We start from the raw sequence: 26,711 nt of genomic DNA, 5'->3' as shown, positions 1-26,711 counted from the left end.
GCGGGCTCGCACCCAGCCAGATCCAGGCTAAAGACAGGCAAACAAGCGGAGAACGGGATGAAGAAACGGGTTTTGGCGAAGCTGGCTGTACTCGCGCTGTGCGCGGCGCCGTGGCTGACGTCGGTGGCGAAGGATACGCAACTGAACGTGTACAACTGGTCCGACTACATCGCCAAGGACACGATTCCTAACTTCCAGAAGCAGACCGGCATTCAGGTCAAGTACGACAACTACGACAGCGACGACACGCTCCAGGCCAAGCTGCTCGCCGGCAATTCGGGCTACGACATCGTCGTGCCGACCAGCAACTACGCGGGCAAGCAGATCGCCGCCGGCATCTTCGCGCCGCTCGACAAGTCGAAGATCCCCAACCTCAAGTATCTCGATCCGCAATTGATGGCGCTGGTCGCCGGCGCGGATCCGGGCAACAAGTTCGCCGTGCCCTGGGCCTACGGCACGACTGGTCTCGCCTATAACGTCACGAAGGCGCAGCAGATCCTCGGCAAGAATGTGCCGCTCGACAACTGGGACATCCTCTTCAAGCCCGAGAACATCTCGAAGCTGAAGGCCTGCGGCGTGTCCGTGCTCGACGCGCCGGACCAGATGTTTGCAGCCGCGCTGCACTACATCGGCAAGGACCCGCTCTCGACGAACCCGGACGACTATCGTGCGGCGCTCGCGATGATGAAGAAGATCCGTCCGTACATCACGCAATTCAACTCGTCGGGCTACATCAACGACCTCGTCGGCGGCGACATCTGCTTCGCCTACGGCTGGTCGGGCGACGTCGTGATCGCCAAGCACCGTGCCATCGACGCGAAGAAGCCGTTCAAGATCGAGTACTACATTCCGAAGGGCGGCGCGCCGATCTGGTTTGACGTGATGACCATCCCGAAGGATGCGCAGCACAAGGAAGCGGCGCTCGAGTGGATCAACTACATCGAGACGCCGCAGGTTCACGCGGCCATCACGAATGCGGTCTACTACCCGAGTGCGAACGCCGAAGCGCGCAAGTACGTGAACAAGGACATCGCCAACGACCCGGCCGTGTACCCGCCGCCGGAAGTCCTGAAGACGCTGTTCCTGCTCAAGCCGCTGCCGCCTGAGATCCAGCGTCTGCAGACGCGTCTGTGGACCGAGTTCAAGTCGGGCCGCTGACGCGCCGGCGCGTGAGTTCCCGGCCGCCTTCCGCGTGCGCCTGGCGCCCCGTTAGCGCACAGTGATCGTATTACCCGAGCCCTCGGCACGATGCCGGGGGCTTTGTTCGTCAACCCCGTCCAGCATCAAGGCAGAACCAGGCAGGGCAGAGAGAATCATGAGTGACCAGACGAGCGTGCCGGTAGCCTCCGGCGCGCTGCCTTCGGGCTTCACCGCGGCAGACCCGGCCGTGGACAACTTCGTGCAGGTCGTCGACGTCGTCAAGAAGTTCGGCGAAACGACGGCCGTCAAGGGTGTCAACCTGTCCGTCAAGAAGGGCGAACTGTTCGCGCTGCTTGGCAGCTCGGGCTGCGGCAAGTCCACCTTGCTGCGCATGCTCGCGGGTCTGGAGACGATCACCTCGGGCAAGATCCTGATCGACGGCGAAGATCTCGCGGCGCTGCCGCCGTACCGCCGCCCGGTCAACATGATGTTCCAGTCGTATGCGCTCTTTCCGCATATGACGGTGGAGTCCAACGTCGGCTTCGGGCTGCGCCAGGAAGGCGTGAAGAAGGGCGAACTCAAGGACCGCGTGGCCAACGCGCTTGAACTCGTGCAGATGTCGCGTTTCGCCAAGCGCAAGCCGCATCAGCTCTCGGGCGGCCAGCAGCAGCGCGTGGCGCTCGCGCGTTCGCTCGTCAAGCGCCCCAAGCTGCTGCTGCTCGACGAGCCGATGTCGGCGCTCGACAAGCAGATTCGCCAGCGCACGCAGATCGAGCTCGTCAATATTCTCGAGAAGGTGGGCGTCACCTGCATCATGGTCACGCACGACCAGGAAGAGGCGATGACGATGGCCAACCGCCTTGCCGTCATGAGCGAAGGCCAGATCGTGCAGCTCGGCGCGCCCAATGAAGTCTACGAATTTCCGAACAGCCGCTTCTCGGCGGAGTTCATCGGCTCGACGAACCTGTTCGAGGGCACCGTGGTGGAAGACGAGCCCGATCACGTGTTCGTCGAATCGCCGGACCTGCCCGTGCGCCTCTATGTGAGCCACGGCATTTCCGGCCCGCTCGGCATGCCCGTGACGATCTCGGTGCGCCCCGAGCGCATCGCGCTCACGCGCAAGCCGCCCGAGGGGACCTTCAACTGGGGCAAGGGCGTCGTCAAGAACATCGCGTACATGGGTGGCTACTCGCTCTATCACGTCAAGCTCGATTCGGGCAAGACGGTGATCGCGAACATGTCGAGCCTCGCGCTCTCCGAGATCGATTCGCCCACCTGGGAAGACGAGGTCTACGTGCGCTGGAGCGCATCGGCTGGCGTGGTGCTGACGTCATGAGTGCGCTGACCTTCAAGCGCATCCTGAACTGGCCGGCGCAGCGCTTCAACCTGACCGGCCGCACGGCCGTGGTGGCCGGTCCGTTCTTCTGGCTGCTGCTGTTCTTCCTCGTGCCGTTCATCCTGGTCGTGAAGATCAGTTTCGCCGACCAGCAGCTTGGGATTCCGCCGTACACGGAGCTCACGACGTTCACGGACGGCGTCTGGCACATCGCGCTCGATCTCTCGCACTACGCGTTCCTGTTCCAGGACAGCCTGTATTTCGCGACCTACGTGAATTCGGTGGTGGTCGCGGCCATCTCGACGCTGTTGTGCCTGCTGATCGGCTATCCGATGGCGTACTACATTGCGCGCTCGAACCCGTCCACGCGCAACATCCTCATGATGGCGGTGATGCTGCCGTTCTGGACGTCATTCCTGATCCGCGTCTACGCGTGGATCGGCATTCTGAAGAACAACGGACTGCTGAATAATTTCCTGATGTCGACGGGCCTCATCCATACGCCCATCGAGCTCTATCATACGAACACCGCAGTCTATATCGGCATGGTGTATTCGTATCTGCCGTTTCTCGTGATGCCGCTCTACGCGCACCTCGTGAAGATGGACCTCACGCTGCTCGAAGCCGCCTACGACCTGGGCGCGAAGCCGTGGCGCGCGTTCCTGGAGATCACGCTGCCGCTCTCGAAGAACGGCATCATCGCGGGCTGCCTGCTGGTCTTCATTCCGGCGGTGGGCGAGTACGTGATCCCCGAGTTGCTCGGCGGCGCGAACACGCTGATGATCGGCCGCGTCATGTGGAACGAGTTCTTCGACAACGCCGACTGGCCGATGGCCTCCGCCGTCACCTGCGCCATGGTGCTGCTGCTGCTCGTGCCGATGGCGCTGTTCCAGCACTTCCAGGCGAAAGAGCTGGAGGGCCGCGGCAAATGAAGCCGAATCGCGTTTTGATGTTCATCGCGCTCGGCCTCGGCTTCGCGTTCCTCTACATTCCGATCCTCAGCCTGATCGTCTACTCGTTCAACGACTCGCAGCTCGTGACCGTGTGGACGCGTTTCTCGACGCGCTGGTACCAGGCGCTCGCGACCGACGACGAGCTCATCACGGCTGCGTGGTTGTCGCTGCGCATCGCGCTGATGACGGCGTTCGCCTCGGTGATCATCGGCACATGGGCGGGCTTCGTGCTCGCGCGCATGGGGCGCTTTCGCGGCTTCACGCTCTATACCGGCATGATCAACGCGCCGCTCGTGATTCCCGAAGTGATCCAGGGCATCTCGCTTCTGCTGCTGTTCGTGGAAATGGGCAAGCTGTTCGGCTGGCCGGCGGGGCGCGGCGTGTTCACGATCTGGATCGGCCACGTGATGCTGTGCATTTCCTATGTGGCCATCATCGTGCAGTCGCGCGTGCGCGAGCTCAATCCTTCGCTGGAAGAGGCCGCGCTCGACCTGGGGGCCACGCCGTTCAAGGTGTTCTTCCAGATCACGCTGCCGCTGATCTCGCAGGCGCTCGCGGCGGGCTGGCTGCTCTCGTTCACGCTTTCGATCGACGACCTCGTGCTTTCGGCCTTCCTCTCGGGCCCCGGCTCGACGACGCTGCCGCTCGTGGTGTTCTCGCGCGTGCGCCTTGGCCTGAATCCGGAGATGAATGCGCTCGCAACGCTCTTCATCCTCGTGGTGACGGCGGGTGTGATCGTCGGCAACTACTTCATGCAGCGCGCCGAGCGCAAGCGCATGGCGATGGCGGTCTGACGCGCTCGCAAGCGAGCGATTCCGTGGAAAGCGGCGCGTGGGCTTCGGCTCACGCGCCGTTTTGCGTTATCGGCCAGACAGCACGCAAAGCTCAAAGCCGATATCCCATGCGCAGGCCGCCCCAATGCCGCCCGTTCACGACGATGGGCGCGGAGGCGTCCTTCATCATCGCGAACTGGCCGCCGCCCATGTCGCGCCGGTAAGTCTGCAGCAGGAACGGCTTCGTATGCGAGCCTGCCGCCACGCCGGTGCGGTCGTTGAAGATACGCCGATTGCGGCAGTGCGCGGCGTTCCAGACCGGATCGCTGCCCTGCGGATGCGAGAACTTGCGGTTGTGCGTGGGAATGTAGCCGCGCGGATCGATCGCGACGCAGAACGCTACGCGCTCGTCGAGGGCCAGCAGCGGCTCGATGATGGCGGGCAGCACGCGGTCGGTGAACGCGGCGAAGCGCGTGACGTGCTGCTGCGGATTCGTATCGGGCACCGGGACGTAGGTCTGGTCGAACAAGTCCGTCGTGGCGATCTCGCCGCGCGCGAGCGCCGCCTCGAACAGCTTGCCGACCTGCGCCGCCGCGCGCTGCACGGCCTCGATGAAGCGCGTGTCGTCGGTCTGAACGCCGGTGGCGGCCGAGAGCTCGATCAGCGTTTCGGAGACCGAGAGCAGCTTGCCGAGCTGGTCTTTTGCCTGCGCGAAATTGCGGCTCGAATCTTCCACGCCGTTCGCCATTTGGCTCACCTGCGTTTCCAGGCCGTCGCATTTCGCCTCGATCTCGCCCGTGAGCTGCGCGATCTGGCCGGCGTGTGCATCGAGCTGCGTGATGGCGTCGCCGGTGCTGTGCACCGCTTCGCCGATGGTGTGCGTGCCCTCGCGCACGCGATGCGCGCGCTCGGTGTTGGCGGCGCCTTCCGCGCAGAGCCGTTCGGTCTGCTGCGTGAGCTGGGCGAGGGTCTGCTCGATCTGCCCGGTCGCCTGCGCGGTCTTGGCCGAGAGGTTCTTGACCTCGGCGGCGACGACGGCAAAGCTCTTGCCCATCTCGCCGGCACGCGCCGCTTCGATGGCGGCGTTCAGTGCCAGCAGCTGGGTCTGCCGGGCGATCAGCGATATTTCTTCGGAGACCTTCGAGACGTGCGCGAGCGCGCTCTTCAGCGCGCCGATCTGGCTTTCGATGACGGTTACGCCCTCGACGAGACCGTGGATATCGTCGAGCGACGCCTCGATGGTTTGCTGCGAGGCTTGCACGGTGGCGGTAGTGCCCGCGCTCAGTTCGCGCATGGCGCGCGCGGCCGTGGCGATTTGATGATTGCCGGCGAGCGTGTGCGCCGCCGACTCGCGCAGCGCGTGGCACACGCCGGCCTGGTGCTGCACGCGTTCGGCAACGGCGTCGACGTGGCCGGACACGTCGCAGATTTCGATGCTTAGCCGGCCCGCGTGCGCAGCGATATCGCCGACGATCGAAGCCGATTTCCCGGTGCGGCGGTGGCCGCGCCAGCCCATGCGCAAGACTGTCATCAGGTGTCTCCTAATCCGGACCCATGCAAAGCTGTCGGCGGGACTTGGCGCTTTAGCGCTTAGTCCCGTCCCATGCAAAGCTGTCCGTCTGTTTTTCTTGTGTGACGTGTCGCGCCCGGTCGTCGCGCAGCGAGCGCGCGAGTGTCGGGATTTCAACGCGTTTACGGCAGGCCGCGCGGGGACTTTAGCGCGTGAGAGGTGCAAGGGGCTATGATCGGGGAATACGGGCCGGCAGCGGGCGCCCCGTGGCATGCCGTCTGGCGTGCAGCGCCGCCCGCAGCGGGAGCACGATGATCGAAGCATTAGTGAAGGAGGGCGCGATCGCAGCGCTCTGGCAACAGCTGATTCAGCTCTGGGAGCTGATTGTGATGGTCTGCCGCTTCCTCTGGGCGTTGCTCAAGCTCTTGAGCGGCGCCTGAGTGCGGGGCCGCGCGGTGCGCAGCCGGGCAGCGGCGGACGGGCGCGGCGCGCTCAACGGAGCGCGTTGCATGGGGTTTGACGTGCTGCGCAGGGGCCACGCGGTCCGTGCGCAGGCAACGACACAAGGGCAGACGATGATCGACGATTCCACCCGGCGCTTCACTGACCGGGTCGCAGACTACGTGAAGTACCGGCCGACCTATCCGCGCGAAGTGGCGACCTTCGCGCACGTCGAATGCGGCGTCGCGCCGGGCGCCACCGTGGCCGACATCGGCGCGGGCACCGGCATCTCCAGCAAGCTTTTTCTCGATGCGGGCCACCCGGTCGTGGCCGTCGAGCCGAACGCGGCGATGCGCGAGGCGGCAGACCGTTACCTCGCGGACTATGCCGGCTTTCGCAGCGTGGCCGGCACTGCGGAGGCCACGACGCTCGAAACCGCGAGCGTCGACCTCGTGACGGCGGCGCAGGCGTTCCACTGGTTCGAGAAGGCCGGCGCACGGCGCGAATTCGCGCGCATCCTCAAGCCGCGCGGCAAGATCGTGTTGTTCTGGAACAGCCGGCTCGTGAAGGGCTCGGCGTTTCTCGAGGGTTACGAAGCGCTGTTGCGCGAATTCAGCACCGACTATGCGAGCGTGGCCGAGACTTATCCCGACGACGACGCCATGGCCGACTGGTTCGGCGACGGCTTCGAGCAGAAGACCGTGTTTCCGAACGCACAGCTGCTCGACTACGACGGGCTGCGCGGGCGCCTCGCTTCGTCGTCGTACGCCCCGAAGCCCGGCGACGCGCGTCATGAGCCGATGCTCGCGGCGCTGCGCAAGCTCTTCGACGCCTCACAGCGGGACGGACGCGTGAACTTTGCCTACGAGACGCGCGTGTATGCGGGCAAGCCGGAGCACCGCTAAGGTCCGGGAGCGTGCAAGCGATTAGCGCCCGAACTCGTAGTCGCGCTCGCGCACGCGGCGCGTGCGTCGCCGAAACGCGAACGTGAAACCCGGCCACAGCGACGTGACCTTGCCGCTGCGGGTCTGGTAATAGCTGTGGCAGCCCGAGGTCCAGACGGTGCGCGCGAGCTGCGCCTGCAGCTTCGTGTTGAAGGCTTGCTGCGCCTCGGGCCGTACGCTCATCGTGCGCGCGCGCCGGCGCTGCAGCGTACGGATGCAGTCGGCGATATAGCGGATGTGCGACTCGATCATGTAGATCATCGAGTTGTGCCCGAGGCCCGTGTTCGGCCCGATGATGATGAAGAAGTTCGGAAAGCCCGCCACGCTTGCGCCGAGATAGGCTTCGGGGCCGTCGCGCCGCCATGCGTCGCCGAGATCGGCGCCGTTGATGCCCGTCACGCGAAACGGCGCATCCACGTCGTTCACCTGGAAGCCGGTGCCGCAAACGATCGCATCGAATGGGCGATGCACGCCGTCCGAGGTGACGATGCCGTCGGCGACCACCTCGCGAATCGGCTCGGTCACGAGATTGACGTTCGGCTGCGCCAGCGCCGGAAAATAGTCGCTCGACAGCAGCACGCGCTTGCAGCCCAGCACATAGTCGGGCGCGAGCTTCGCGCGCAGCGCGGAATCCTTCACCTTGTGCGCGAGATAGTTGCGCGCGAACTTCATCGGCGCATTGAGCAGGCGCCGGTCGACGATGAACCCCAACGCTTGCGATTCGAGCTGCCAGTAAATCGCCGCGCGTGCGAGGCGCTGCGCGAGCGGCACATGGCGATACACCCAGCGCCGGCGCGCGCCGATGGCGCGGTCGCGGCGCGGCATGATCCAAGGCGCCGTGCGCTGGAATACTGTGAGCTGCGCGACGCGCGGCTGGATTTGCGGCACGAACTGGATCGCGCTTGCCCCGGTTCCGATCACGGCGACGCGCTTGCCGTCGAGCGCGTAATCGTGGTCCCAGCGCGCCGAATGAAAGAGCTTGCCCTCGAAGCGCTCGAGCCCGGCGACTGCGGGCAGGGCGGGGCGCGAGAGCGGGCCGTTCGCGGCAATCAGCAAATCGGCCTCGACCGTATGCATGACGCCGTCGCGCTCGATATCGATGAGCCATACGCTGCGTGTTGCGTCGAAGCGTGCGGCGCTCACGCGCGAGCGATAGTGGATGTAGCGCTCGATATCGTACTTGTACGCGCAGTGGCGCAGGTAGTCGAGAATCTCGCGCTGCGGTGCATAGGTGCGCGTCCAGTCGGGATTCTGCTCGAACGAAAATGAGTAGAGGTGCGAAGGAATATCACAGGCGGCGCCGGGATAGGCATTGTCGCGCCAGGTGCCGCCGAGGCTTTCGGCCGCTTCGTAGATCGTGAACGTCTCGATGCCCATGCGCCGCAGACGGATCGCCATGCCGATGCCGGCAAAGCCGCTGCCGACGATGGCGATACGCGGCTTGGCGTTGGGTGTCGCTTGCTGCGAGGGGGGCGCGTGTGAGGTCATGTCTGAATGGATGCAATCGCAGCGTGGCGGATGAGGCGAAAGATGCAAAACGGGCTCCGCGAGGGAGCCCGTCGTTGCCTGGCTGCGGCTAGTGAGTGGCCGCGGCGGACGCGCTCAGGTATTCCAGTCGTCCGAGCTGTCGTTGCTGCCCATATCGACGCCGCCGCCCGAGCCATCGTCCCAGTCGTTCGAGCCCTGGCCAAAGTCCACGCCGCCGCCGTTGCCGCCGTCACGCGGATTGCGCCGGCTTTCGTCGTCGATGATCACGTCGCGCTCGCGGCCACGGTTGAGCGCTTCGCCGAGCAACACGCCGGTGAGCAGACCACCCATGCCGCCCATGCCACCGCCGCCTTGCTGCACGATGACCTGCGGCTGCTGTTGCGGCGGGTACTGCGGCGGATATTGCGGGTTATGCCCGAACGCGGCGTCCGCCTCGCGCGAGTACGCCGAGCCGCTGCCGTCATACGACGGCGCGGCGGCCGCCTGCGCATTCGGATCGGGCCGGCCCTCGGCGCGGGCCTTGAGGCTTGCGAACTGGCGCTCGAGATCCTCGATCTGATACGGGGCCACCGGGTTCGTACTGCCCGAGAGCGTTTCGACCACACTGCGCAGTTGCGTCTCGAAGCCTTCCACTTCCTTTTCGAGCGCTTCGTGGCCGGGCGCCGTCGAGAGCCTCAAGTCGAGCTTGAGCGAGCGCACCGCGTTGAGCAGGTCGGTGGCGCGCTTGAGCTGGTCGCGGCGGTCGTCTCCTGCCTTCGCGTCTTCGGTGGACTTCGCGCGACGCACCGTCCAGCGCAGCACGAGCGCTACGCCCACCAGCACGACGGCGATGCCGATCCACATGCCGTAGCTAGGGCCGTGCTTTTGCGGCACGGCGGCGGTGGCAAGCGCTGCCGGTGCCGCCGACTGTGTCTGCTGTGCGAAGGGGTTGTTCGTGCGGTTCGTCGTGACGGTGCCTGCGCGCGTCGCGTCGGAGCGGATCTTCGCTTCGACTTGCGCAAAACGCTGCGGCTGCGTGAAGCGGATCTGCGGATCGAGCGACTTCGCCTGCTCGACCTGCGTGAGCGCGTCGGCGTAGCGGCCTTCGCGATTGAGCACCTGCGCATAGAGGTAATGCGCGCGGGCATTGTCGGGGTGGGCCTGCAGGACCTGGGTGAGTCCCGCGTCCGCGCGCTGCCAGTCGCCTTGCGACATCGCGGATTCGATTTGCTGGACGCTCGGCACGGCAAACGCCAGGCCGCTCACGAGCGTAAGCGCTGCGAACAATGCGACTAGAAACTTTTTCATGTTGCCGGCCGGGCGGCTTGTCGCCCGTCTCCATGACATACGAAACGTGGATGCGGCGCGGTGCGCGCCAGAAGCCCGCTGGCCGCGCCGCATCCGTTACGCCCTGCGCACTTACTGTGCCGGCGTATTGAGCTGCTTTTTCAGGGCTTCGAGGCGGTCGTCCACCGACGGGCCCTTGTTCAGCGCGGCGAGCTTGTCGTCGAGCGCCTTGCCGCTTGAAGTATCCGCCGAATTCAGGCGGGCGTCCGAGCGCGCGTTCGACAGGTTCACCTTGTCTTCGAGCTTCTGGAAGTCCTCGGAAAGATTCTTGCCGCCGATACCGCCGAGCGCCGTGGCCGCCACATCCTTCGCCTGGGCGATCTGCTGCTTCGCCTGCAGGATGTTCGAGCGCGCGTTGAGGTCGTTGCGGCGTGAGCGCATGTCGTCGATCTGCTGCTTCAGTTGATCGACCGAGGGTTCGAGCTTGCCGAGCTCGGCCGCGAGCGCGTCGCGTTCGGCTTCGGCCGTGGCCTGGGCGCCGAGCGCTTCGCGTGCGAGCGCTTCGTCGCCCGATTGCAGCGCGCGCTTCGCGCCGTCTTCATACTTCTTCGCCTTGTCCGCGGCCACGTCGCGCTTGCTTTGCTGCATCGCGACCTGCGCCTGGATCTCGACGAGCGAGTTCTCTGCACGACCGATGCTGTCGTCGAGTTCGCGCACGATCTGGCGCGCGTCGCGCGACGGGTCTTGCACGGAGTCGGCGGCGTCGTTCAAGAGACCCTTGACCGTGCGAGAGATGGAGTCGAAAAGCGACATGAATTCCTCCGGTGAAATAAGATCGGCCCCGCCGTTGTGCAGCGGGCCGCGATGCGCGTGTGCGGCGTTCGCGTGGCGTCGCAAAGCGTTGCGGCGGACACGATCGGCACGCCCGGCAATCTCGCGTTTAGCTTACGCCGCTTTGTGCGAGCCGCGCATGCTGCGCGAAATTCGGGGCGCTTTTGCCAATTGCAACAGGCCTACACCGCTAAATTAACCGTTTTAACCGTTGCGCCACACATTGGGCCGATTCGCTGGCCCTGGCGCATCGCTCGCGGATATTACACCACGGGGTCTCTTAAAAGGGACTTAAAGGCCATGCGGCCGCGGCGCGGCTGGCGCGGGTCGCGGGCATCAGGCGAATTTGCCTGCATCGGGCGCGGGATCGTTGCGGGGCGCGTCTTCTTCCTCGTCACGTGCGGCGTGCGCGAACGGTGTACCGCCACGCGGCTGCAGCGGTTCGGCGTCCTCGCGATGCGCGTCCTCGGGGCGTGCGGCGCCTCTTTGCGCTTCGGTATCCTCCGCCGCCTGAGCCGCTTCGCCGGACAGGCGCGCAACGGCCTGGGCCAATTCGTGTACGGGGCTGCGTGTGTCCGGCCCGGTGCCGCTCGCGGGCAGCGCGGCCGCGTTGTCGCCGCTTTCGGTGGGCACTGGCGCGATGGTCCCGGAGGCAAGCGGCACGGCCGCCTCGCCATCCACTTGCGCGTCTGCCGCCGCAGGCTGCGCAACAGCCGGCCGCAGCCCCGCCGCGCGCCCGGCTCGCAGCGGCTTTGCCGCCTTGCGCAGCACTTGCGCGAGCACGTCGGGCTCGCGTGGCGCATTCAGCCGGTCGACGATGCTCGCCGCCTTCACCTGGTCGCTCGTGGCGCTAAAGGCGAGCACGGCGCGGCGCATCAGTTCGCTGATGCTGATGCCGAGTTCATCGGCCGAGGCGGAGATCGCACGCTTTTGAGCGGGCGTGACAAAGACGACGATGCGTTCGCTGGGCTTGTTCATGGTCGGCTGGCCGTTGGATCGGCTTCGAGTGAACTCGGATCCCGCATGCGTGCGGCGGCAAATGGCGTCGTTCGTATTGGCCGGCGAGCAAGGCGAGCAGGGCGTGCAGTAACTTTTCCATCATATGACGAGACGCGCGATGCGCAACGCGAAGATGCGTGCGTATCGCTCGCCCGTGGCGCAACAATGTTTCACGCGCAAACCAGAGCGCCGTGCATCGCAGATCCGCGTGCCGATTCGCTTCGCAACTTTCTCCAGAGAACGCGCAGGTTGGCGCAAGGTGCCGTCACCCTGGGAGAAAAAAGAGGGTCGCAGACCTGTTCTCAAGAAACTCTTACAAAAAAAGCCCGACCGCCCGCGCACGAATTATTTAGAATGCGCTGTTACATTTCGCACGGGTGCTTCCCGCAGAGGCGCCCATGCGAAAGGGTATTGAAAGAGTAACCTTGCGACGGCGCGCCGAACATGCGCGCCGCGTGGCCGGACGGGGGCGTTGCCGGTCACGCCAGGGCGCCGCGTTCCGTTCAAGAATGCGGCGCCGTCACACGCCGCATTGGCGCCATGACGCCAGGATCGAGATCTATGCGCGCGAGCCGCGCGCAGCCGGGGGCGCAGCACGCACGCGCCAATCATTCCAGTCATGCCTATCATCAAACGACCGCCTTCCACGCCGCACTACCCGAACGACGATCGGGAACCCTCCTTCAACAATGGACGCCAGCCGCAGCGCCGTCAGGACTCGCGCGACGAGCAGCCGCGCCGCCGCTCGTTTTTCGCGTCGCTCATGCTCTGGTTCGCCGGCCTGATTGCCACGCTCTGCGTGGTGGGCGCGCTGATCGTCGGCTATGCGCTCGTCGTGATGGGGCCGCAGTTGCCCTCGCTCGATGCGCTCACCAACTATCAGCCCAAGGTGCCGCTGCGCATCTACACCGCCGACCACGTGCTGATCGGCGAGTTCGGTGAAGAGCGGCGCCAGCTCGTGCGCTTCCAGGACATCCCCGACGTGCAGAAGAAAGCGGTGCTCGCGATCGAGGACTACCGCTTCTACGAGCACGGCGGCGTGGACTTCGTCGGCATCCTGCGCGCGGGCGTCGCCGACCTGATGCACGGCGGCGCGTCGCAGGGCGCGAGCACGATCACGATGCAGGTCGCGCGCAACTTCTTCCTCTCGAGCGAGAAGACCTATACGCGCAAGATCTACGAGATGCTGCTCGCCTACAAGATCGAGCGCGCGCTCACGAAAGACCAGATCCTCGAGCTGTACATGAACCAGATCTATCTGGGGCAGCGCGCCTATGGCTTCTCGGCGGCGGCGCGCGTGTACTTTGGCAAGGACCTGAAGGACATCACGCTCGCCGAAGCGGCGATGCTCGCGGGCCTGCCGAAGGCGCCGTCCGCCTATAACCCGATCGTCAATCCGAAGCGCGCGAAGATCCGTCAGGAGTACATCCTCAAGCGCATGCTGGATCTGAACTACATCACCCAGGCGCAGTACGACGAGGCGATCAAGGAGCCGCTGCATACGCGCACCGCGGGCACCGAGTACAGCGTGCATGCGGAGTACATCGCGGAAATGGTCCGCCAGATGATGTATTCGCAGTACAAGGACGAGACCTATACGCGCGGCCTCACGGTCACGACGACGATCGATTCCGCCGATCAGAACGCGGCCTACGCGGCAGTGCGCAAGGGCGTGATGGACTACGAGCGCCGACACGGCTATCGCGGCCCCGAAGGCTTCGTGCAGTTGCCCGCCGCGGGCGACGACCGCGACCAGGCCATCGACGACGCGCTCACCGATCACCCCGACAACGGCGACATCGTCTCCGCCGTGGTCATCGACGCGAGTCCGAAGTCGGTCACCGCGCAGTTGCTCGACGGCACCCAGATCACCGTCACGGGCGATGGCCTGCGTTTCGTCGCAGGCGGTCTTTCGGCGCGCGCGTCGAACGCGTTGCGCATCCGGCAGGGCTCGATCGTGCGCCTGATGACGGACGCGAAGGGCGACTACCAGATCACGCAGTTGCCGCAGGTCGAAGGCGCGCTCGTTTCGCTCACGCCGCAGGACGGCGCGATCCGCGCGCTCATCGGCGGGTTCGACTTCAACAAGAACAAGTTCAACCACGTCACGCAGGCGTGGCGCCAGCCGGGCTCGAGCTTCAAGCCGTTCATCTACTCGGCATCGCTCGAGAAGGGTCTCGGGCCGGCGACCATGATCAACGATGCGCCGCTGTACTTCCCGCCCAGCACGCCGGGCGGCGACGCGTGGGAGCCGAAGGACGACGACTTCCCCGAAGGCCCGATGACGATGCGCCTCGCGCTGCAGAAGTCGAAGAACCTCGTGTCGATCCGCATCCTCTCGTATATCGGCACGAAGTACGCGCAGGACTATGTCACGCAACGTTTCGGCTTCGACGCGGACAAAACGCCGCCGTACCTGCCGATGGCGCTGGGCGCGGGCCTCGTCACGCCGCTGCAGTCGGCGGGCGCGTACTCGGTGTTCGCGAACGGCGGCTACCGGATCAACCCGTACCTGATCGCCGAAGTCGACGACGCGCACGGCCAGCCGATCCTGCGCGCCCAGCCGCTCGTGGCGGGCCAGAATGCGCCACAGACGCTCTCGCCGCGCAACGCGTACGTGATGAACAGCCTGTTGCATTCGGTGGCGACGGCCGGCACGGGCGCGGGCACGAACGTCCTGCACCGCGACGACCTGCAGGGCAAGACCGGTACGACCAACGACGCGCACGACGGCTGGTTCGCCGGCTATCAGCGCAGCCTCGTGGCCGTGGCGTGGATGGGCTATGACCAGCCGAAGAGCCTCGGCAGCCGCGAGTTCGGTGCGCAGCTCGCGTTGCCGATCTGGGTGGATTACATGAACCGCGCGCTGCGCGGCATCCCGCAGGAAGAGCCGCAGATGCCGGAGGGACTCACGACGATCGGTGGCGAGCTGTACTACTCCGATGCGACGCCGGGCGCCGGCTTCGTCTCGGCGATCGGCATGGAATCGGGCAACCCGGCGGGGGCGGCTAGCGACGCGAGCGGCGCGACCGGCAGCATGGGGACGGGCGGCCTGACGCCGAGCGTTTCCTCGAGCGAGCGCAAGCAGATCATGGATTTGTTCGAGACGAACAAGCCTTGATGGACGCTCGTTGAACGATTCGGGTTGCCTGGCAGGTTGGACCTGCTTGCGCAGACCCGCTCGTATTGAAGACTTGAACGCGGCACACCGGCAACGGTGTGCCGCGTTTTGTTTGGGTGCGCCGTTTTCCTTGTGCGTCAAGGACTTGGGTAAGTTGCCCAGGGCTTTTCCACAGGGCCTTCAACAAAAACTGTGGAGAAGTTCGCCCCGCCGCGCACTACGCCCATAAGCACCTGTTCTGCTTACATTCAACAACTTGGATGTTCGCCTGACGGATTCCGCGCTGAGCCAAATCTTTTCCACACGGACCTTCCTGGAACCAGGGCCGGAGAGACGACCTGATCCGGTATATCGTCGTGGCGGAGTTGCGTGCGTCGCTTGCCGCTAGCCAGATTGACGACCTCCATGAGCGCATAAGGCAGCTTGAGGCGTGCGTGCCAACGGGGCAATAATCGTTGCTTCGTTGTCCAGAGGGTACAGGTCACTTGCTGGCTGTGGTGGCTTTGCGCCACGTCAAGCATCTGGTTCCGGTATCACCCATGCACCCAAAGATGTTCTATTTTTTTGTCTTCTGGGAGTGCAAACAGGCGGAGGCCCGCATCGCGATCCGTCAGTCTTGAAAAGGAGAACTGAAGGCATGGCGGAGTTTGATTCACTGCATCAGAACATCACAGGCAGGCAGGCGTATCGCCTGCAGGTTCCGGGAACGGCCAGCGCATCGGAACTGTCGGTCGTGTCGTTCACGGCCACCGAGGCGATGGGGGAACCGACCACAGTGATGATCGAGGCAACGCATCCCGAGCATTTGCCTCGCGCGGATTACCTGAATCTAGATGCCGTTTTCACCATCACGGCGGAAGACGGGAGCGTGAAGAAGTTTTCAGGCTACCTCGAACGCGTCTCGGCCATCCAGAAGACGCACGATTTCACGAAACACCAGTTTGTCCTCAAATCGCACTTCGGACGGTTGGCGGCAGTCACGACGACCCAAACCTATCAACATCAATCGGCGCCCGACATTATCCGGGCGGTGTTACGTCGGCACGGTATTCCAGATCACCTGATCTCGTTCCGGCTGCGCCGCAAGTATCCGATGCATGCGTGGCGCTTCCAGCATCAGATGACCGATCTGGCCTATGTCCAGATGCTGATGCAGAAAGAGGGCATCTACTCTTTTATCGAGGAATCTGAGTACGGCGATCAGGTCGTGTTCGCTGATGACATTGACCACTATCTCTATGACGAGCCTCAGCACATTGTGCCGTACCGTGAGGCGGCGGGACTCGAATCGGGCGGCGTGGAAGCGGTGACGATGCTGAAGACCCACGCGGAGACAGTGCCACAGTCGTACACCGTGGCCGACTACAACCCGGAAAGCGCTTGGGAACGTTTTCGGGACAGCGCCAACCTTGCCCCGCAGGATTCGACCACGTATGGTCAGCCCTATATTTACGGCACACATCACCTCGACCAGGCCGGGGCGAAGTGGGAGGCGCAACTTCGCCACGAGGCGGCCCTAGCAAGGCAGATCATCTACGAAGGCGAGAGTAACGTACTGGCGTTGCAGTGTGCAAGTGTGCTGGAGACGGATCTTGTCCTGCCTGATGCGCCCAAAGGCCAGGTCGCGATCGAGGTCAGGCACAGCGGAGCGCGTGACCGGCCCTATACGAATCGCTTCAGGGCGATTCCCGCTGACCGGCGTTTCCGGCTCCAGTTCAAACCGGCAACCTGGGCTCGCATCTCGGGCACACTCAGCGCGCGGATTTGCAGTCCGGACAAATATACCTATGGCTACCTGAATTCTGTCGGCTACTACGTGGTGCGCCTGGATGCTGACTTCGGCACCTGGCCGAAGGGTGGCGAAAGCGTGCCGCTGCGCCTGGCCAAGCCCTTCGCGGGCAAGCTGCATACCGGCATGCACATGGTCGCGCTCGACAACGACGAGGCAGTAATCCAATTTCGGGATGGAGACCCTGACAAGCCGGAAATTTGCGGGTTTCACCACCACAGCCAGGCGCGTGACCTCATCACGAACGACCGGCGCTGGCTCTCGCGCAACATGATCCGCACGCAGAAGAACAACAAGCTGCGCATGGAGGACTGGGCGGGCCAGGAAGGCATCAAGCTCAGCACGGAACACTCGGGCAAGTCGCAGCTCAATCTCGGCTATCTGGTGAACCAGAAACTCGAATACCGGGGTGAGGGCTATGAGGTCCGGACCTCGGGCTGGGGCGTCAACCGCGCAGGCAAGGGCCTGCTCCTGACGGCATACGACCGCCCCGCCGCGACCGGCAGGCAACTGGACATGCAGGAGACCATCGCGCAGCTTGAAAGTGCGCTGGCGACCGCGAAGGCGCTGGCTGCGTCCGCCAGTAGCGCGAAGGCCGAACCTGCCGACACCGACGCGCAGCAGCAGATGAAGGAGGACTTCGACGGCCTGAAGAAGCCGGGGCTCCTCGCGGGCACGCCCGCGTCGGCGGCCATCGTGGCGGGCGGGGGTATCCAGTTCGCGGCCCAGGAGAACATCAACACGGTGGCCGGGAAGAACGCCGACTGGAGCGTGCTGAAACGCTGGACGGTGGCGGCGGGTGAGAAGATTTCGCTGTTCGTGCAGAAGGCCGGTTTCAAGGCTTTTGCGGCTAAAGGCCCCGTCGAGATACAGGCGCAGGGAGGCCCGATGTCGCTCGATGCGGACCAGGACCTGACGATAGCGAGCGTCAATGGCGTAGCGCGCATCGTTGCGAAGACCGAACTTACGCTCGAATCGGGCGGCGCGTTTATCCAGATGAAGGACGGCAGCATTACGCTCGGCGGTCCCAATGACCTGTTCCTGAAAGTCATCACGATCCAGAAGCAGGGTGCCACCCAAATGCAGGTCGAATTGCCGGAACTGCCCCAGCCCGCGGCGACGCAGTGTGCGCTGCGTGCAAGCCAGTCCGGTGTGCCCTTCGCAAGGATGGACGTGTAATGGACGACTATCTCGAAGACCTTGATTACCAGAAGGCCATGCTGGAGCGTTTTCGCGCGAAGTATCGTGAGCTGGATGAGGCTCGGCAGCCTGTCCATCTTTATGCACTGCTCGACCAGGCCGGACTTGCGTCACGTGAAAGGCAGTACCCTGGCGACCTGCGCGGCGTATCGCTGTATGCAGGCTCGGGGCTGGATACGCTGGAGGCAACAGGTCCGGTGCTGCTGGCGATGACAGACCTGCGCAGCGACGAACCGCTGACGGACACCAGGCTGTGGGAGGCCGATCCCGATACGGACATATTCCTGCAGTTACTGTCGCGGGCACGGAACCATACTTCGCGCGTGACGTGGATCTGGACGCCGCACAATATCAATACGCTGGTGGAGCATTTGCAGACACTGCTGCATGCCCGCCTTGGGACCGATGGCGAGGACGCCTGGTTTTTCTTTTATCACCCCTCGCATCTGAAAGTGCTCCATGAGCGGCAACCCGAGGCTACACGGCAATACATGTTCGGCCCACTCCATGCGTGGTGGATGCTGGACGTTCATGGCGAACTGATCGAACTCGCGGGTGAAGGTTTGCCAGTGCCGCGTGGCTGGGAGGTGCTGCCGGTTCCCGCTGACGTGGTGGCGGCGTTGCAGCGGGGAGCGATGCCCGCGCAGGTCCATGCGTGGCTTCGGCAGACCCGGATGATTCCAGCCACCGGGCCTCATCACAACCGCCAGATGGCGGAAATTGTGCCGCTGGTCCAACGTGCATTTGAACACGGGTTGAGCCGACCAGCGGATATGGCGACATTCGTGGCCTACGGATTGCGCTATCAGGTGGACTACGACCGGCATCCGCAACTTGGCGCGGTGCTGGCTGATGCCGTTGCGCAGGGCGAACCGCTTGCACCTGCTTTCCGGCGTGTGGGCAAGGGGGTGTGGCGCGATCTGGCACAAAGCGCACCACAGCGCATGCAGGCGCAGGTCGAGCGCAAACGGTGCGAAGAACAGAACAGGCAATACGAGGCACTGAAGAAAATCGGACATATCGGCGTGCGCGTGCGGATCGTGAATGCCAGTGGCAAGCCCCTGCGGAGCCTGAGCTTCGAGCTGCCAGGAAACCGGGATGTGGACCCACAGTTCCTCGGTGCGGCATTTGACGACGGGGCGGTGGTGCAGCGGGATGCCGTGCTGTCGCCATTGCCGGGCGAAAGGCTGATGCTGCATTGGGACGACCTGGATGCGCTGCCGAGCGGAACGACCTACCGGACACCTCGTGAGCGTGAGGTGACGGTGAAAGGCGACATGCCGCTGGATGACGGGTCTGGTCTGCTGGAGTTGAGATTTGAAAGATACGGACAGACGGCTGCCATGTACCGGGATGAGGACGCATGGCGCAGGGCCGGGAGACGCAGACACTGAAGGGGCTGAAAAAGGCTGTGGCAGCGCTCGCGCTGATGGTGACGACTGCTGGCTGCCTGGCGTTGGGGCAGCAGGGATATGTTGAGGTTAGTGAGCGGTCTGCCAACTACACCGAGATGTACATTGACTATGCGATTCACGACCCGAATGACAAGAGTGTCGGGCTAAGTGGGGATGCCAAGCCGTTTAGCAAGGGGGGGGCGGGAGGACGCTCTTGCTGTGCATTATTACCCGGTCCCGGACAGACCATACGTGTGGAGTGGGGCGAGGAAGACACCGACTTCGACCAAAGCAAGAAGCGTCACTATACACGTGACGTAGTGGTAATTGGTCAGACTCCCGTATCAAGCGATTCGTATAACTATCTAATTACTCGATTTTTTCCAAGCCAGCAGATAGAAGTCGAACTTGTATCGAGAGCAAGCGAAGACGTAGGAAATGGACCACCGAGCCCGAGGCTCGATCAGCTTTTTTACGGCCGGAAGGTGATGCGTCACATGGGGGAATAAAAATGAGCAGTGAGAATAGTAGCGAGTTGACGGAAGACTGATTCACGGACAGTCATGAGACGTTCGAGCAGACGGAAGAGAAGGAACGAATATGAGAAGACTGAAAAAAGCGATGGCGGCGCTTGTGCTGCTTGCGATGACTGCTGGCTGTTCAGCGTTGGGTCAGCAAGAAAATGTCAACGCTACGGCAGTTACAGCAAACTATACCGAAATGTATGTTGATTACACGTTTTATGACGTAAATGGCAGGAACTTAGGACTGGGTGGGTGTGCTACTCCCTTCAGCAAGGGTGGGACGGGCGGGGTTGAATACTGTGCTCCGCTGCCAGGCCCTGGAAAGACCGTGCGTGTAGCGTGGGATGAGGAAGCGCCGGGTCGCAATGACAGCAAGGCCTTCCACTATTCACGTGACGTAGTAGTAATTGGATCGCATCCCCTTCCAGAAGATTCGTACAACTATGTAATAACAAAATTCTTTCCGGGTCATCAGATAGAAGTCGATCGAAGCCCGAGACTCGACCAGCTTTTTTACGGTCGGAGCGTGATGCGTTATATGTGGGAATAAAGATGAATGGACTGAAAAGGACCGTGGCCGTGCTTACGCTGCTGGTCACGTTGAGCGGGTGTTCAGCGTGGGCCCAACGGGAATATGTACAGGTTCGCGAACTGTCAGCCAACTATACCGAGATGTACGTTGAATATACGTTCTACGACACGAAAGGCCGGAACCTGGGGTTGGGCGGTAGTGCCAATCCCTTCAGCAAAAACGGACAAGGAGGGGGCGCGTGCTGCGCCTTTCTACCCGGTCCGGGGCAGACGGTCCGGGTGGAGTGGGATGAGGAAACGCCGGGTCGCAGTGAAAGCAGGACCTTCCACTATTCGCGCGACGTAGTAGTAATTGGCTCGCCGCCCCTTCCCGGAGATTCGTATAACTATGTAATCACGCGTTTCTTTCCGGCGCACCAGATAGAAGTCGAGTTTGTGTCAGAGTCAAAGGGAGGCGGCCGAAGCCCGAGACTCGACCAGATTTTTTACGGTCGGAGCGTGATGCGTCACATGGGGGAGTAAAAATGGACGATAAGAACGGGCAAGCGCTGATGCAGGACTGGTTCACGGATAGTCATGAAATGTTCGAGCAGACGTACAAGACCATGACGGAATTGTATGACGAGGAGTTCCGTGCGTGTACGACCTGCGAGCAGCAGCCGTGGTTCAGCTTTTTCTTCGATGGTACGGGAAATAACAGGTTCCTCGATGCTGAAAAGAAGAAATGGTCGAACATCGCGCGGCTGTTCGATGGGCATATTCTGGATGAACCTCTAATTGTTAAGCGATACTACCCGGGCGTTGGCACACCGCTGGACGCGAGCAATCCTAACTGGATTGGTTCAGTACGTGACAGTGAAGTACTGGGAGGCGGAACAGGTGCGGGAAGCGATGCGCGGCTAGAACTGGCAGAAGGTGATCTGAGCAAGGCCCTTGAAAAGAATCACCGTGTAATTCGTATCGACGTAGCCGTATTCGGCTTCTCGCGCGGGGCGGCACTCGCACGCGCGTTTGTCAATCGCATCCTCGACAAGTGCGAGTACCGCGACGGCCAGCCCTACTGGCCGTGCCGGACAGCGCTCGATGGCAACGCGGCCCCGATCCATTTCCGCTTTCTTGGCATCTTCGATACCGTCGAGTCGGTTGGCGTGCCCGCACATAACCTGTCGGGCATGAAGATGGCGATCCCCGATGCGGTCGAAAACTGCCTGCATCTCATTGCCGCCGATGAAATCCGCACGGCGTTTGCGCTGACCCCGCTCGGCAGTACCAGCAGCCAGCATCGCGAGATCGTCTATCCAGGCGTTCATTCGGACGTGGGCGGCGGATATCGCCCTGGCGAGCTGGGTCGCAGCGACATGCTCGCCCGCTTGCCGCTGAACCGCATGCGCCTCGAAGCCGCGATGGCAGGCGTGCCCTTCACACCGCCTGCTGACCTTCGGGCCAATGTCAGCGCCACCACAGGAGTGTGAGGTGACGGTAGAGGGCGAGGTGCCGCCGGGTGACCATTCGGGCCCGCTGGAAGTGAGATTCGGGAGATATGAACAGCTGGTCATCATGTACCGGGACGAGGACGCATGGCGCAAGGCAGGGGGAAGCAAAAGATGGGAGGGCTGAAAAAGGCGATGGCAGCGCTCGCGCTGCTGGTGGTGATTGGAGGTTGTGCCATCGGAACTCAACGAGGGTACATGATGGCTCCCGATACCGCGAACTACACCGACAAGTACGTTGACTACTCGTTCTACGACACGACGGGTAAGCCGTTGGGACTCGGCGGTGAGGCAAAACCTTTTAATAAGGGAGGAACGGGGGGAGTTGAATGTTGCGCTGTGTTACCCGGTCCAGGAGAGAGTCTCCGCATCACTTGGAACGAAGAAACGGACGACGACGATCCCGCCAGGAAGCGTACCTATACGAAGGATGTCGTCGTAACTGGTTCACAGCCAATATCGGGAACGTCACATAACTATCTGATCGTGCGGTTCTTCCCGACACAACAGTTGGAAGTTGAGTTTATCTCTGAGCCAGTTAGCGGACCGCGAAGCCCACGACGTGACCGAATTTTCTTTGGTGAGCACGTGATGCGTCATATGGGGGAATAAGAATGAGCGGCGAAAATAGTAGCGAGTTGATGCAAGACTGGTTCACGGACAGTCATGAGACGTTTGAGCAGACGTACAAGACCATGACCGAACTGTATGCGGAGGAATTCAGGGCATGCGCGACTTGCGAGCAGCAGCCGTGGTTCAGTTTTTTCTTCGACGGTACGGGGAATAACAGGTCTCTCGATGCAGAAAAGAAGAAATGGTCCAATGTCTCGCGGCTGTTCGATGGGCATATTGACGATAGACCGCTTATCGTCAAACTGTATTATCCCGGTGTCGGTACGCCGCTGGACGCGAGTAATCCGGGCTGGATCCGCGCTGTGCGCGACAGCGAGGCGTTGGGCGGAGGAACTAGTGCGGGCGCAGACGCGCGCCTAAATTTGGCGGAAGAGCAATTTAGAACTGCACTAAACGACAACCATCGTGTAATCCGCATCGACGTGGCCGTTTTCGGCTTCTCGCGCGGGGCGGCACTCGCACGCGCGTTTGTCAATCGCATCCTCGACAAGTGCGAGTACCGCGACGGCCAGCCCTACTGGCCGTGCCGGACAGCGCTCGATGGCAACGCGGCCCCGATCCATTTCCGCTTTCTTGGCATCTTCGATACCGTCGAGTCGGTTGGCGTGCCCGCACATAACCTGTCGGGCATGAAGATGGCGATCCCCGATGCGGTCGAAAACTGCCTGCATCTCATTGCCGCCGATGAAATCCGCACGGCGTTTGCGCTGACCCCGCTCGGCAGTACCAGCAGCCAGCATCGCGAGATCGTCTATCCAGGCGTTCATTCGGACGTGGGCGGCGGATATCGCCCTGGCGAGCAGGGTCGCAGCGACATGCTCGCCCGCTTGCCGCTGAACCGCATGCGCCTCGAAGCCGCGATGGCAGGCGTGCCCTTCACACCGCCTGCTGACCTTCGGGCCAATGTCAGCGCCATGTGCGGTTACGATCAGGCGGTGAAGGACGGCTTCGATGAGTACATGCGCGCGGTCGATGTCAGCGGTACGTTGGAGGAACAGATTGCTGCGCACATGCGGCTCTACTATGGTTGGCTCAGTGCGCGCTACAACACGGACCCATGCAAGGTTTACGAGGGAATCTGCGCGGTGCCAGCAGACGGACAGGCCGATGCTCAAGCCAAAGCGGAACTGGCTGGACTGCGGCAATCGATGTCGTCCATCGATCCCCAGGCCAGCGACCTGAACTGGCGCAGCTACATGCAAACGCTGGCGAAAAGCGACCCGACCGAATACAAGGAACGGGTCAAGCTGACCGGCGAGCCGGTGCCGCTTCCCCCCGAAGATGAAGCCTATTACCAGGCATGGCTCAATCCCCCCAAACTGTCACATAGCCTGATCCACTTTTTCGATACCTTCGTCCACGATTCGCGTGCGGGATTCACGGTGCCGATTGTGCGTGGGAGGTACCTGACAAGGCGGCTCATCCTCGATCCATCTGGCGAAGTGCAGACCGCTGAGAAGCAGCAGCCTGTGTTGGATACATCACAGGTCGATGCGAGCGCAACGGGGGGCGGATACACACCCGGCCAGTCGTTGCAGGCGGGCGTGCCAGATTCGCCATGGCAGCAATGAGTCCCGGGTTCATACTGAACAGCCATAGGGAGTGCCGGCCATGAAGCATGAGCAATCGAATGGCGTGCGACCGTATTTTTAAGGCCAACGTCGCCTGCGGACCCTGGAAACTGATCGGGCACGACATCGGCCGGTTCATCCGCGAGCGTGGAAGCAAGCGCTGCCGCGCTTGTTCTGCATCCGGGAAACGTGGAGGAACGATGTTTGACGGTGTGTGGGGAATGCTCAATTTTTCCCCACATGGTCCGCAAAGCCTTGTGGCGTGGGGCTCAGGGCCGTGGAGGGGGAGTTATCCACGGACTTTTCAACAAAAAGTGGGGATAAGCCCGGCGCGGGCGCAATGCTCCGTTATCCACAGTTTTTGTTGAAGGCCCTGTTGATAACGTCTGGAGAGCGAAGCTAACTCACTGATCCGCAAGGGCTTGCGAGCACCGAAGCACCCCGAAGCATTTTGAAGCACTTCGGAGCACTTCGGAGCACTTCGGAGCACTTCAGAACGTATCGTCGTACTGCAAACCGATTGTTCGGCTGTGCGGCTCGCGCGAGTAGATAAGAGCCCAATGCGCGAGCCAGGCGCCCGTGAGCGCGCCGAGCGTATCGGCGAAGAGATCCTTGTAAGAGAAGCCGCCGGTCGGGCAGGTGCCGTCCAGCACCTGCAGCGCGAGCCCCGGCATCGTGCCGATCAGCGTGCCGTAGACCACGGGATGATCGGTGTCGCGCGTGAGCCAGCCACCGAACGCGCCAAACGGCGCGGAAACGGCAAAGTGCTCGAGCTTGTCGGTGCCGGTCCAGCTATCCGACTCGAAGCGGAAGCCGCCGCGCGTGCCTGAGCATTGAAGGTCCGCGTGCGCGGCGGCGCTGGCCACGAGGAGCACTGCGGCACTCAGGCCGCGATTCGATACGAGTGCCATGATCGATGTCGTCGAGATTGTGGTGCGTCGTTGCGTGTCTGGACTGCACGGGCAGCCCGAGCATGCAACGACCGGTCTCCGGATAGCGCGTGCGTGATTTATGTAGTAATCCGAATTAAATCGTGCTTGCTATCTCGATTTGCGACGCAGTGTAACAGCTATATCTTGAAATTAGGGCTCAGATCTTTCCGACGGATATGGGCGATCGAGACCAGAGAAGGGGCAGCGGGAAGAGACCGGGATGGCGTGCGCGCGGCGCGGGCGTTGTTCTATTTCTGGCTCGCGCGCATCGGGTCTGAATGCGTGTTCTAGTCTCGCGCCGGTGCCGGCGCAGCTGTGGCGTTCGCGCCATTCGCAGCACGCGTTTGCGCGTTCGCAGCCGGGGCATCCACGCCCGTCGGCGGCTGTCCCATCGCCTGTAACAGCGCCGCCGTATCCGAGAGCCGTACGCCGCGGTAGCGGACTTCGTCGAGCCGCGCATTGCGCCATTGCTGCTCGCTCTGGCGTACGGCGTAGTAGGGCACCGCGCCTAGTTGGTAGCGCGCATTCGTCTCCTCATAGACGCCTTGCGCGGTTTGCGCCGACGTGCTGGCCGAATCGAGCGCCTGCGCGTCGTGCTCGAGCGCGGCGAGCCGGTCGGCGACGTCCTGGAACGCCGCGAGCACGGTCTGCTGGTACGACGCGTTCGCCGCGTCATACGACTGCAGGGCCGCGCGGCGCTGGGCGAGGAGTGCGCCGCCATGGAAGATCGGCTGCGTGAGCGTGGCGCCGATCGCCCATAGCGCGCCCACGCCGGAGGTCACGACGGGCCAGCTGAAGCCGGCCTGGCCGAGGCCCGCCGAGAGCGAGATGCTCGGGAACATCTGCGCCGTGGCGGCGCCCACGTCGGCGGAGGCGGCGATCAGCGCCGCGCCGGCGGCCTCGATGTCGGGCCGCGACTTGAGCAGCTCCGACGGCACGACGACAGGCACCTGCGCGGGCAAGGTGAGGCTCGCGAGGTCGAGATCGGGTGGTGCGGCGTCGGGCGTGCGGCCGAGCAGCACGGCGAGCGCGTGGCGCTGCGCCGCGAGTTGCTGGCGCAGCCCGGGCAGGTTGAGCGCAATCGAAGCCGCGCTTTGTTGCGCATTGAGCAGGTCGGTATGCGAGACCGCGCCAAGCGCATAGCGCTTTTGCATGTCGTCGGCCTGCGCGTTGGCAAGCGCGACGAGCTGCTCGGTCGTGTCGATCTGCGCGTGCAGCGTGGCCACGCCCAGCGCGCTCGCGACGATGTTTGCCGCGAGCGCGCGGCGCGCCGCCTCGTACTGGAACGCCTGGATGTTCACGCGCGCGGCGAGTGCGGCGTTGTTCAAGCGCGACGCGCCGAAAATGTCGAACGAGTAGCGCACCTCGACGAGGCCCGCGAATACGTCGTACTGCAGCTTGTCGATGCCGAGCTGTGGGATGCCCGGCGCGCGCTGGCGCTGCGCCGTGCCGAGCGCGTCGACGGTCGGCAGCAGCGAGCTGCCGACCTGGCCGCGCAACTGCTCGCGCGCGGCCTGCAGGCTGTGATCGGCGGAAGCGAGATTCGGGCTCTTCGCGAGGCCCTCGTCGACGAGCGCATCGAGCTCGGGCGAGCCGTAGAGCGTCCACCATTGCGGCACGGGTTGCGCGCCCGTCACGAACTGCTGTGCGACGCCTTGCGCGGCGACGGTCTGCGCCGGCTGCGCCTCTACGCCATAGTGCGCGGGCTCGGGCATCGCGGGCGGTGCGCCGCCCGGTCCCCATGCACAGGCGCTCACCAGGAACGCGCAAAGCGCGGCCGCGCACGTGCGCGGACTCGCTGGAGTCGAGGTGTGTGGACGGCGTGTCTTCTTCATCGGCGCGGAA

The 26,711-nt window shown here is 63.3% G+C and carries 23 protein-coding genes; 16 read left to right on the top strand and 7 right to left on the bottom strand.

Annotated elements, in window-relative coordinates; all coding sequences use genetic code 11:
- Window positions 1-57 precede the first annotated feature (57 nt).
- The 4 genes from E1956_RS11080 (at window position 58) to E1956_RS11065 (ending at window position 4,223) form a co-directional block, all read left to right on the top strand.
- The gene (locus tag E1956_RS11080; RefSeq protein ID WP_134748828.1) at window positions 58-1,158 is read left to right on the top strand and encodes a polyamine ABC transporter substrate-binding protein; all 1,101 of its coding nucleotides are present in this window, start codon (window positions 58-60) and stop codon (window positions 1,156-1,158) included.
- A gap of 157 nt (window positions 1,159-1,315) precedes the next feature.
- Window positions 1,316-2,476 (top strand): ABC transporter ATP-binding protein, encoded by a 1,161-nt coding sequence (locus tag E1956_RS11075; RefSeq protein ID WP_134748826.1) that lies wholly within the window; start codon window positions 1,316-1,318, stop codon window positions 2,474-2,476.
- Window positions 2,473-3,408 (top strand): ABC transporter permease subunit, encoded by a 936-nt coding sequence (locus E1956_RS11070; protein WP_134748824.1) that lies wholly within the window; start codon window positions 2,473-2,475, stop codon window positions 3,406-3,408. The genes E1956_RS11075 and E1956_RS11070 overlap by 4 nt, the downstream gene beginning before the upstream one ends.
- A complete protein-coding gene (locus E1956_RS11065; RefSeq protein WP_134748822.1) occupies window positions 3,405-4,223 on the top strand; it encodes an ABC transporter permease subunit in 819 nt (272 codons plus the stop codon). Before E1956_RS11070 ends, E1956_RS11065 begins: the two co-directional genes overlap by 4 nt.
- Before the next feature lie 91 nt (window positions 4,224-4,314).
- Here E1956_RS11065 and E1956_RS11060 read toward each other — a convergent pair whose 3' ends face one another.
- A complete protein-coding gene (locus E1956_RS11060) occupies window positions 4,315-5,733 on the bottom strand; it encodes a methyl-accepting chemotaxis protein (protein ID WP_232071107.1) in 1,419 nt (472 codons plus the stop codon).
- Between the two features lie 290 nt (window positions 5,734-6,023).
- On the opposite strand from E1956_RS11060, the gene E1956_RS47370 reads away from it, so the two are divergent.
- Window positions 6,024-6,152: a hypothetical protein gene (locus tag E1956_RS47370; RefSeq protein WP_256377750.1), complete on the top strand. Its 129-nt coding sequence runs from the start codon at window positions 6,024-6,026 to the stop codon at window positions 6,150-6,152.
- Between the two features lie 69 nt (window positions 6,153-6,221).
- The gene (locus E1956_RS11055) at window positions 6,222-7,058 is read left to right on the top strand and encodes a class I SAM-dependent methyltransferase (RefSeq protein WP_232071105.1); all 837 of its coding nucleotides are present in this window, start codon (window positions 6,222-6,224) and stop codon (window positions 7,056-7,058) included.
- Window positions 7,059-7,079: 21 nt separating this feature from the next.
- On the opposite strand, the gene E1956_RS11050 is transcribed toward E1956_RS11055, so the two are convergent.
- The 4 genes from E1956_RS11050 to E1956_RS11035 form a co-directional block, all read right to left on the bottom strand.
- Window positions 7,080-8,585 (bottom strand): flavin-containing monooxygenase, encoded by a 1,506-nt coding sequence (locus E1956_RS11050; RefSeq protein WP_134748820.1) that lies wholly within the window; start codon window positions 8,583-8,585, stop codon window positions 7,080-7,082.
- A gap of 114 nt (window positions 8,586-8,699) precedes the next feature.
- Window positions 8,700-9,872 (bottom strand): tetratricopeptide repeat protein, encoded by a 1,173-nt coding sequence (locus E1956_RS11045; protein ID WP_134748818.1) that lies wholly within the window; start codon window positions 9,870-9,872, stop codon window positions 8,700-8,702.
- A 111-nt stretch (window positions 9,873-9,983) separates the two neighbouring features.
- Entirely contained in the window at window positions 9,984-10,664 is a 681-nt protein-coding gene (locus E1956_RS11040; RefSeq protein WP_028216281.1) for a PspA/IM30 family protein, read from the bottom strand.
- 354 nt (window positions 10,665-11,018) lie between these two features.
- Window positions 11,019-11,660: a plasmid mobilization protein gene (locus tag E1956_RS11035; protein WP_134748816.1), complete on the bottom strand. Its 642-nt coding sequence runs from the start codon at window positions 11,658-11,660 to the stop codon at window positions 11,019-11,021.
- A 139-nt stretch (window positions 11,661-11,799) separates the two neighbouring features.
- Here E1956_RS11035 and E1956_RS11030 point away from each other — a divergent pair, with 139 nt between their 5' ends.
- From E1956_RS11030 to E1956_RS10985, 10 genes are all read left to right on the top strand, one after another.
- Window positions 11,800-12,096, top strand: coding sequence for a hypothetical protein (locus E1956_RS11030; protein ID WP_134748814.1), 297 nt, complete (start codon window positions 11,800-11,802; stop codon window positions 12,094-12,096).
- Window positions 12,097-12,300: 204 nt separating this feature from the next.
- Entirely contained in the window at window positions 12,301-14,802 is a 2,502-nt protein-coding gene (locus E1956_RS11025) for a penicillin-binding protein 1A (RefSeq protein ID WP_134748812.1), read from the top strand.
- 637 nt (window positions 14,803-15,439) lie between these two features.
- A complete protein-coding gene (locus E1956_RS11020; RefSeq protein WP_134748811.1) occupies window positions 15,440-17,770 on the top strand; it encodes a type VI secretion system Vgr family protein in 2,331 nt (776 codons plus the stop codon).
- A complete protein-coding gene (locus tag E1956_RS11015; protein ID WP_134748809.1) occupies window positions 17,770-19,185 on the top strand; it encodes a DUF4123 domain-containing protein in 1,416 nt (471 codons plus the stop codon). The genes E1956_RS11020 and E1956_RS11015 overlap by 1 nt, the downstream gene beginning before the upstream one ends.
- The gene (locus E1956_RS11010) at window positions 19,155-19,694 is read left to right on the top strand and encodes a DUF3304 domain-containing protein (RefSeq protein WP_134748806.1); all 540 of its coding nucleotides are present in this window, start codon (window positions 19,155-19,157) and stop codon (window positions 19,692-19,694) included. The genes E1956_RS11015 and E1956_RS11010 overlap by 31 nt, the downstream gene beginning before the upstream one ends.
- Window positions 19,695-19,785: 91 nt before the next feature.
- Complete coding sequence (locus tag E1956_RS11005) at window positions 19,786-20,259, top strand: DUF3304 domain-containing protein (RefSeq protein WP_134748804.1); 474 nt, start codon at window positions 19,786-19,788, stop codon at window positions 20,257-20,259.
- 2 nt (window positions 20,260-20,261) lie between these two features.
- Window positions 20,262-20,762, top strand: coding sequence for a DUF3304 domain-containing protein (locus tag E1956_RS47680; RefSeq protein ID WP_134748801.1), 501 nt, complete (start codon window positions 20,262-20,264; stop codon window positions 20,760-20,762).
- A gap of 2 nt (window positions 20,763-20,764) precedes the next feature.
- The gene (locus E1956_RS10995) at window positions 20,765-21,712 is read left to right on the top strand and encodes a T6SS phospholipase effector Tle1-like catalytic domain-containing protein (protein WP_232071103.1); all 948 of its coding nucleotides are present in this window, start codon (window positions 20,765-20,767) and stop codon (window positions 21,710-21,712) included.
- Between the two features lie 105 nt (window positions 21,713-21,817).
- Window positions 21,818-22,342, top strand: a complete 525-nt coding sequence (locus tag E1956_RS10990) for a DUF3304 domain-containing protein (RefSeq protein ID WP_134748799.1) — start codon at window positions 21,818-21,820, stop codon at window positions 22,340-22,342.
- Between the two features lie 2 nt (window positions 22,343-22,344).
- Window positions 22,345-23,934: a T6SS phospholipase effector Tle1-like catalytic domain-containing protein gene (locus E1956_RS10985; RefSeq protein ID WP_134748797.1), complete on the top strand. Its 1,590-nt coding sequence runs from the start codon at window positions 22,345-22,347 to the stop codon at window positions 23,932-23,934.
- A 491-nt stretch (window positions 23,935-24,425) separates the two neighbouring features.
- On the opposite strand, the gene E1956_RS10980 is transcribed toward E1956_RS10985, so the two are convergent.
- The gene (locus tag E1956_RS10980) at window positions 24,426-24,845 is read right to left on the bottom strand and encodes a YfiM family lipoprotein (RefSeq protein WP_134748795.1); all 420 of its coding nucleotides are present in this window, start codon (window positions 24,843-24,845) and stop codon (window positions 24,426-24,428) included.
- Between the two features lie 308 nt (window positions 24,846-25,153).
- Window positions 25,154-26,701 carry an efflux transporter outer membrane subunit gene (locus tag E1956_RS10975; RefSeq protein ID WP_134750521.1) on the bottom strand — a complete coding sequence of 516 codons (1,548 nt, stop codon included), beginning with the start codon at window positions 26,699-26,701 and terminating at the stop codon, window positions 25,154-25,156.
- Window positions 26,702-26,711 lie beyond the last annotated feature (10 nt).

It is taken from the genome of Paraburkholderia pallida (assembly GCF_004524855.1).
In the GTDB taxonomy this organism is placed as follows: Bacteria; Pseudomonadota; Gammaproteobacteria; order Burkholderiales; family Burkholderiaceae; genus Paraburkholderia; species Paraburkholderia oxyphila.
Note: the sequence above shows the minus strand (reverse complement) of the source record. Positions and strands in the feature narration are given on the sequence as shown.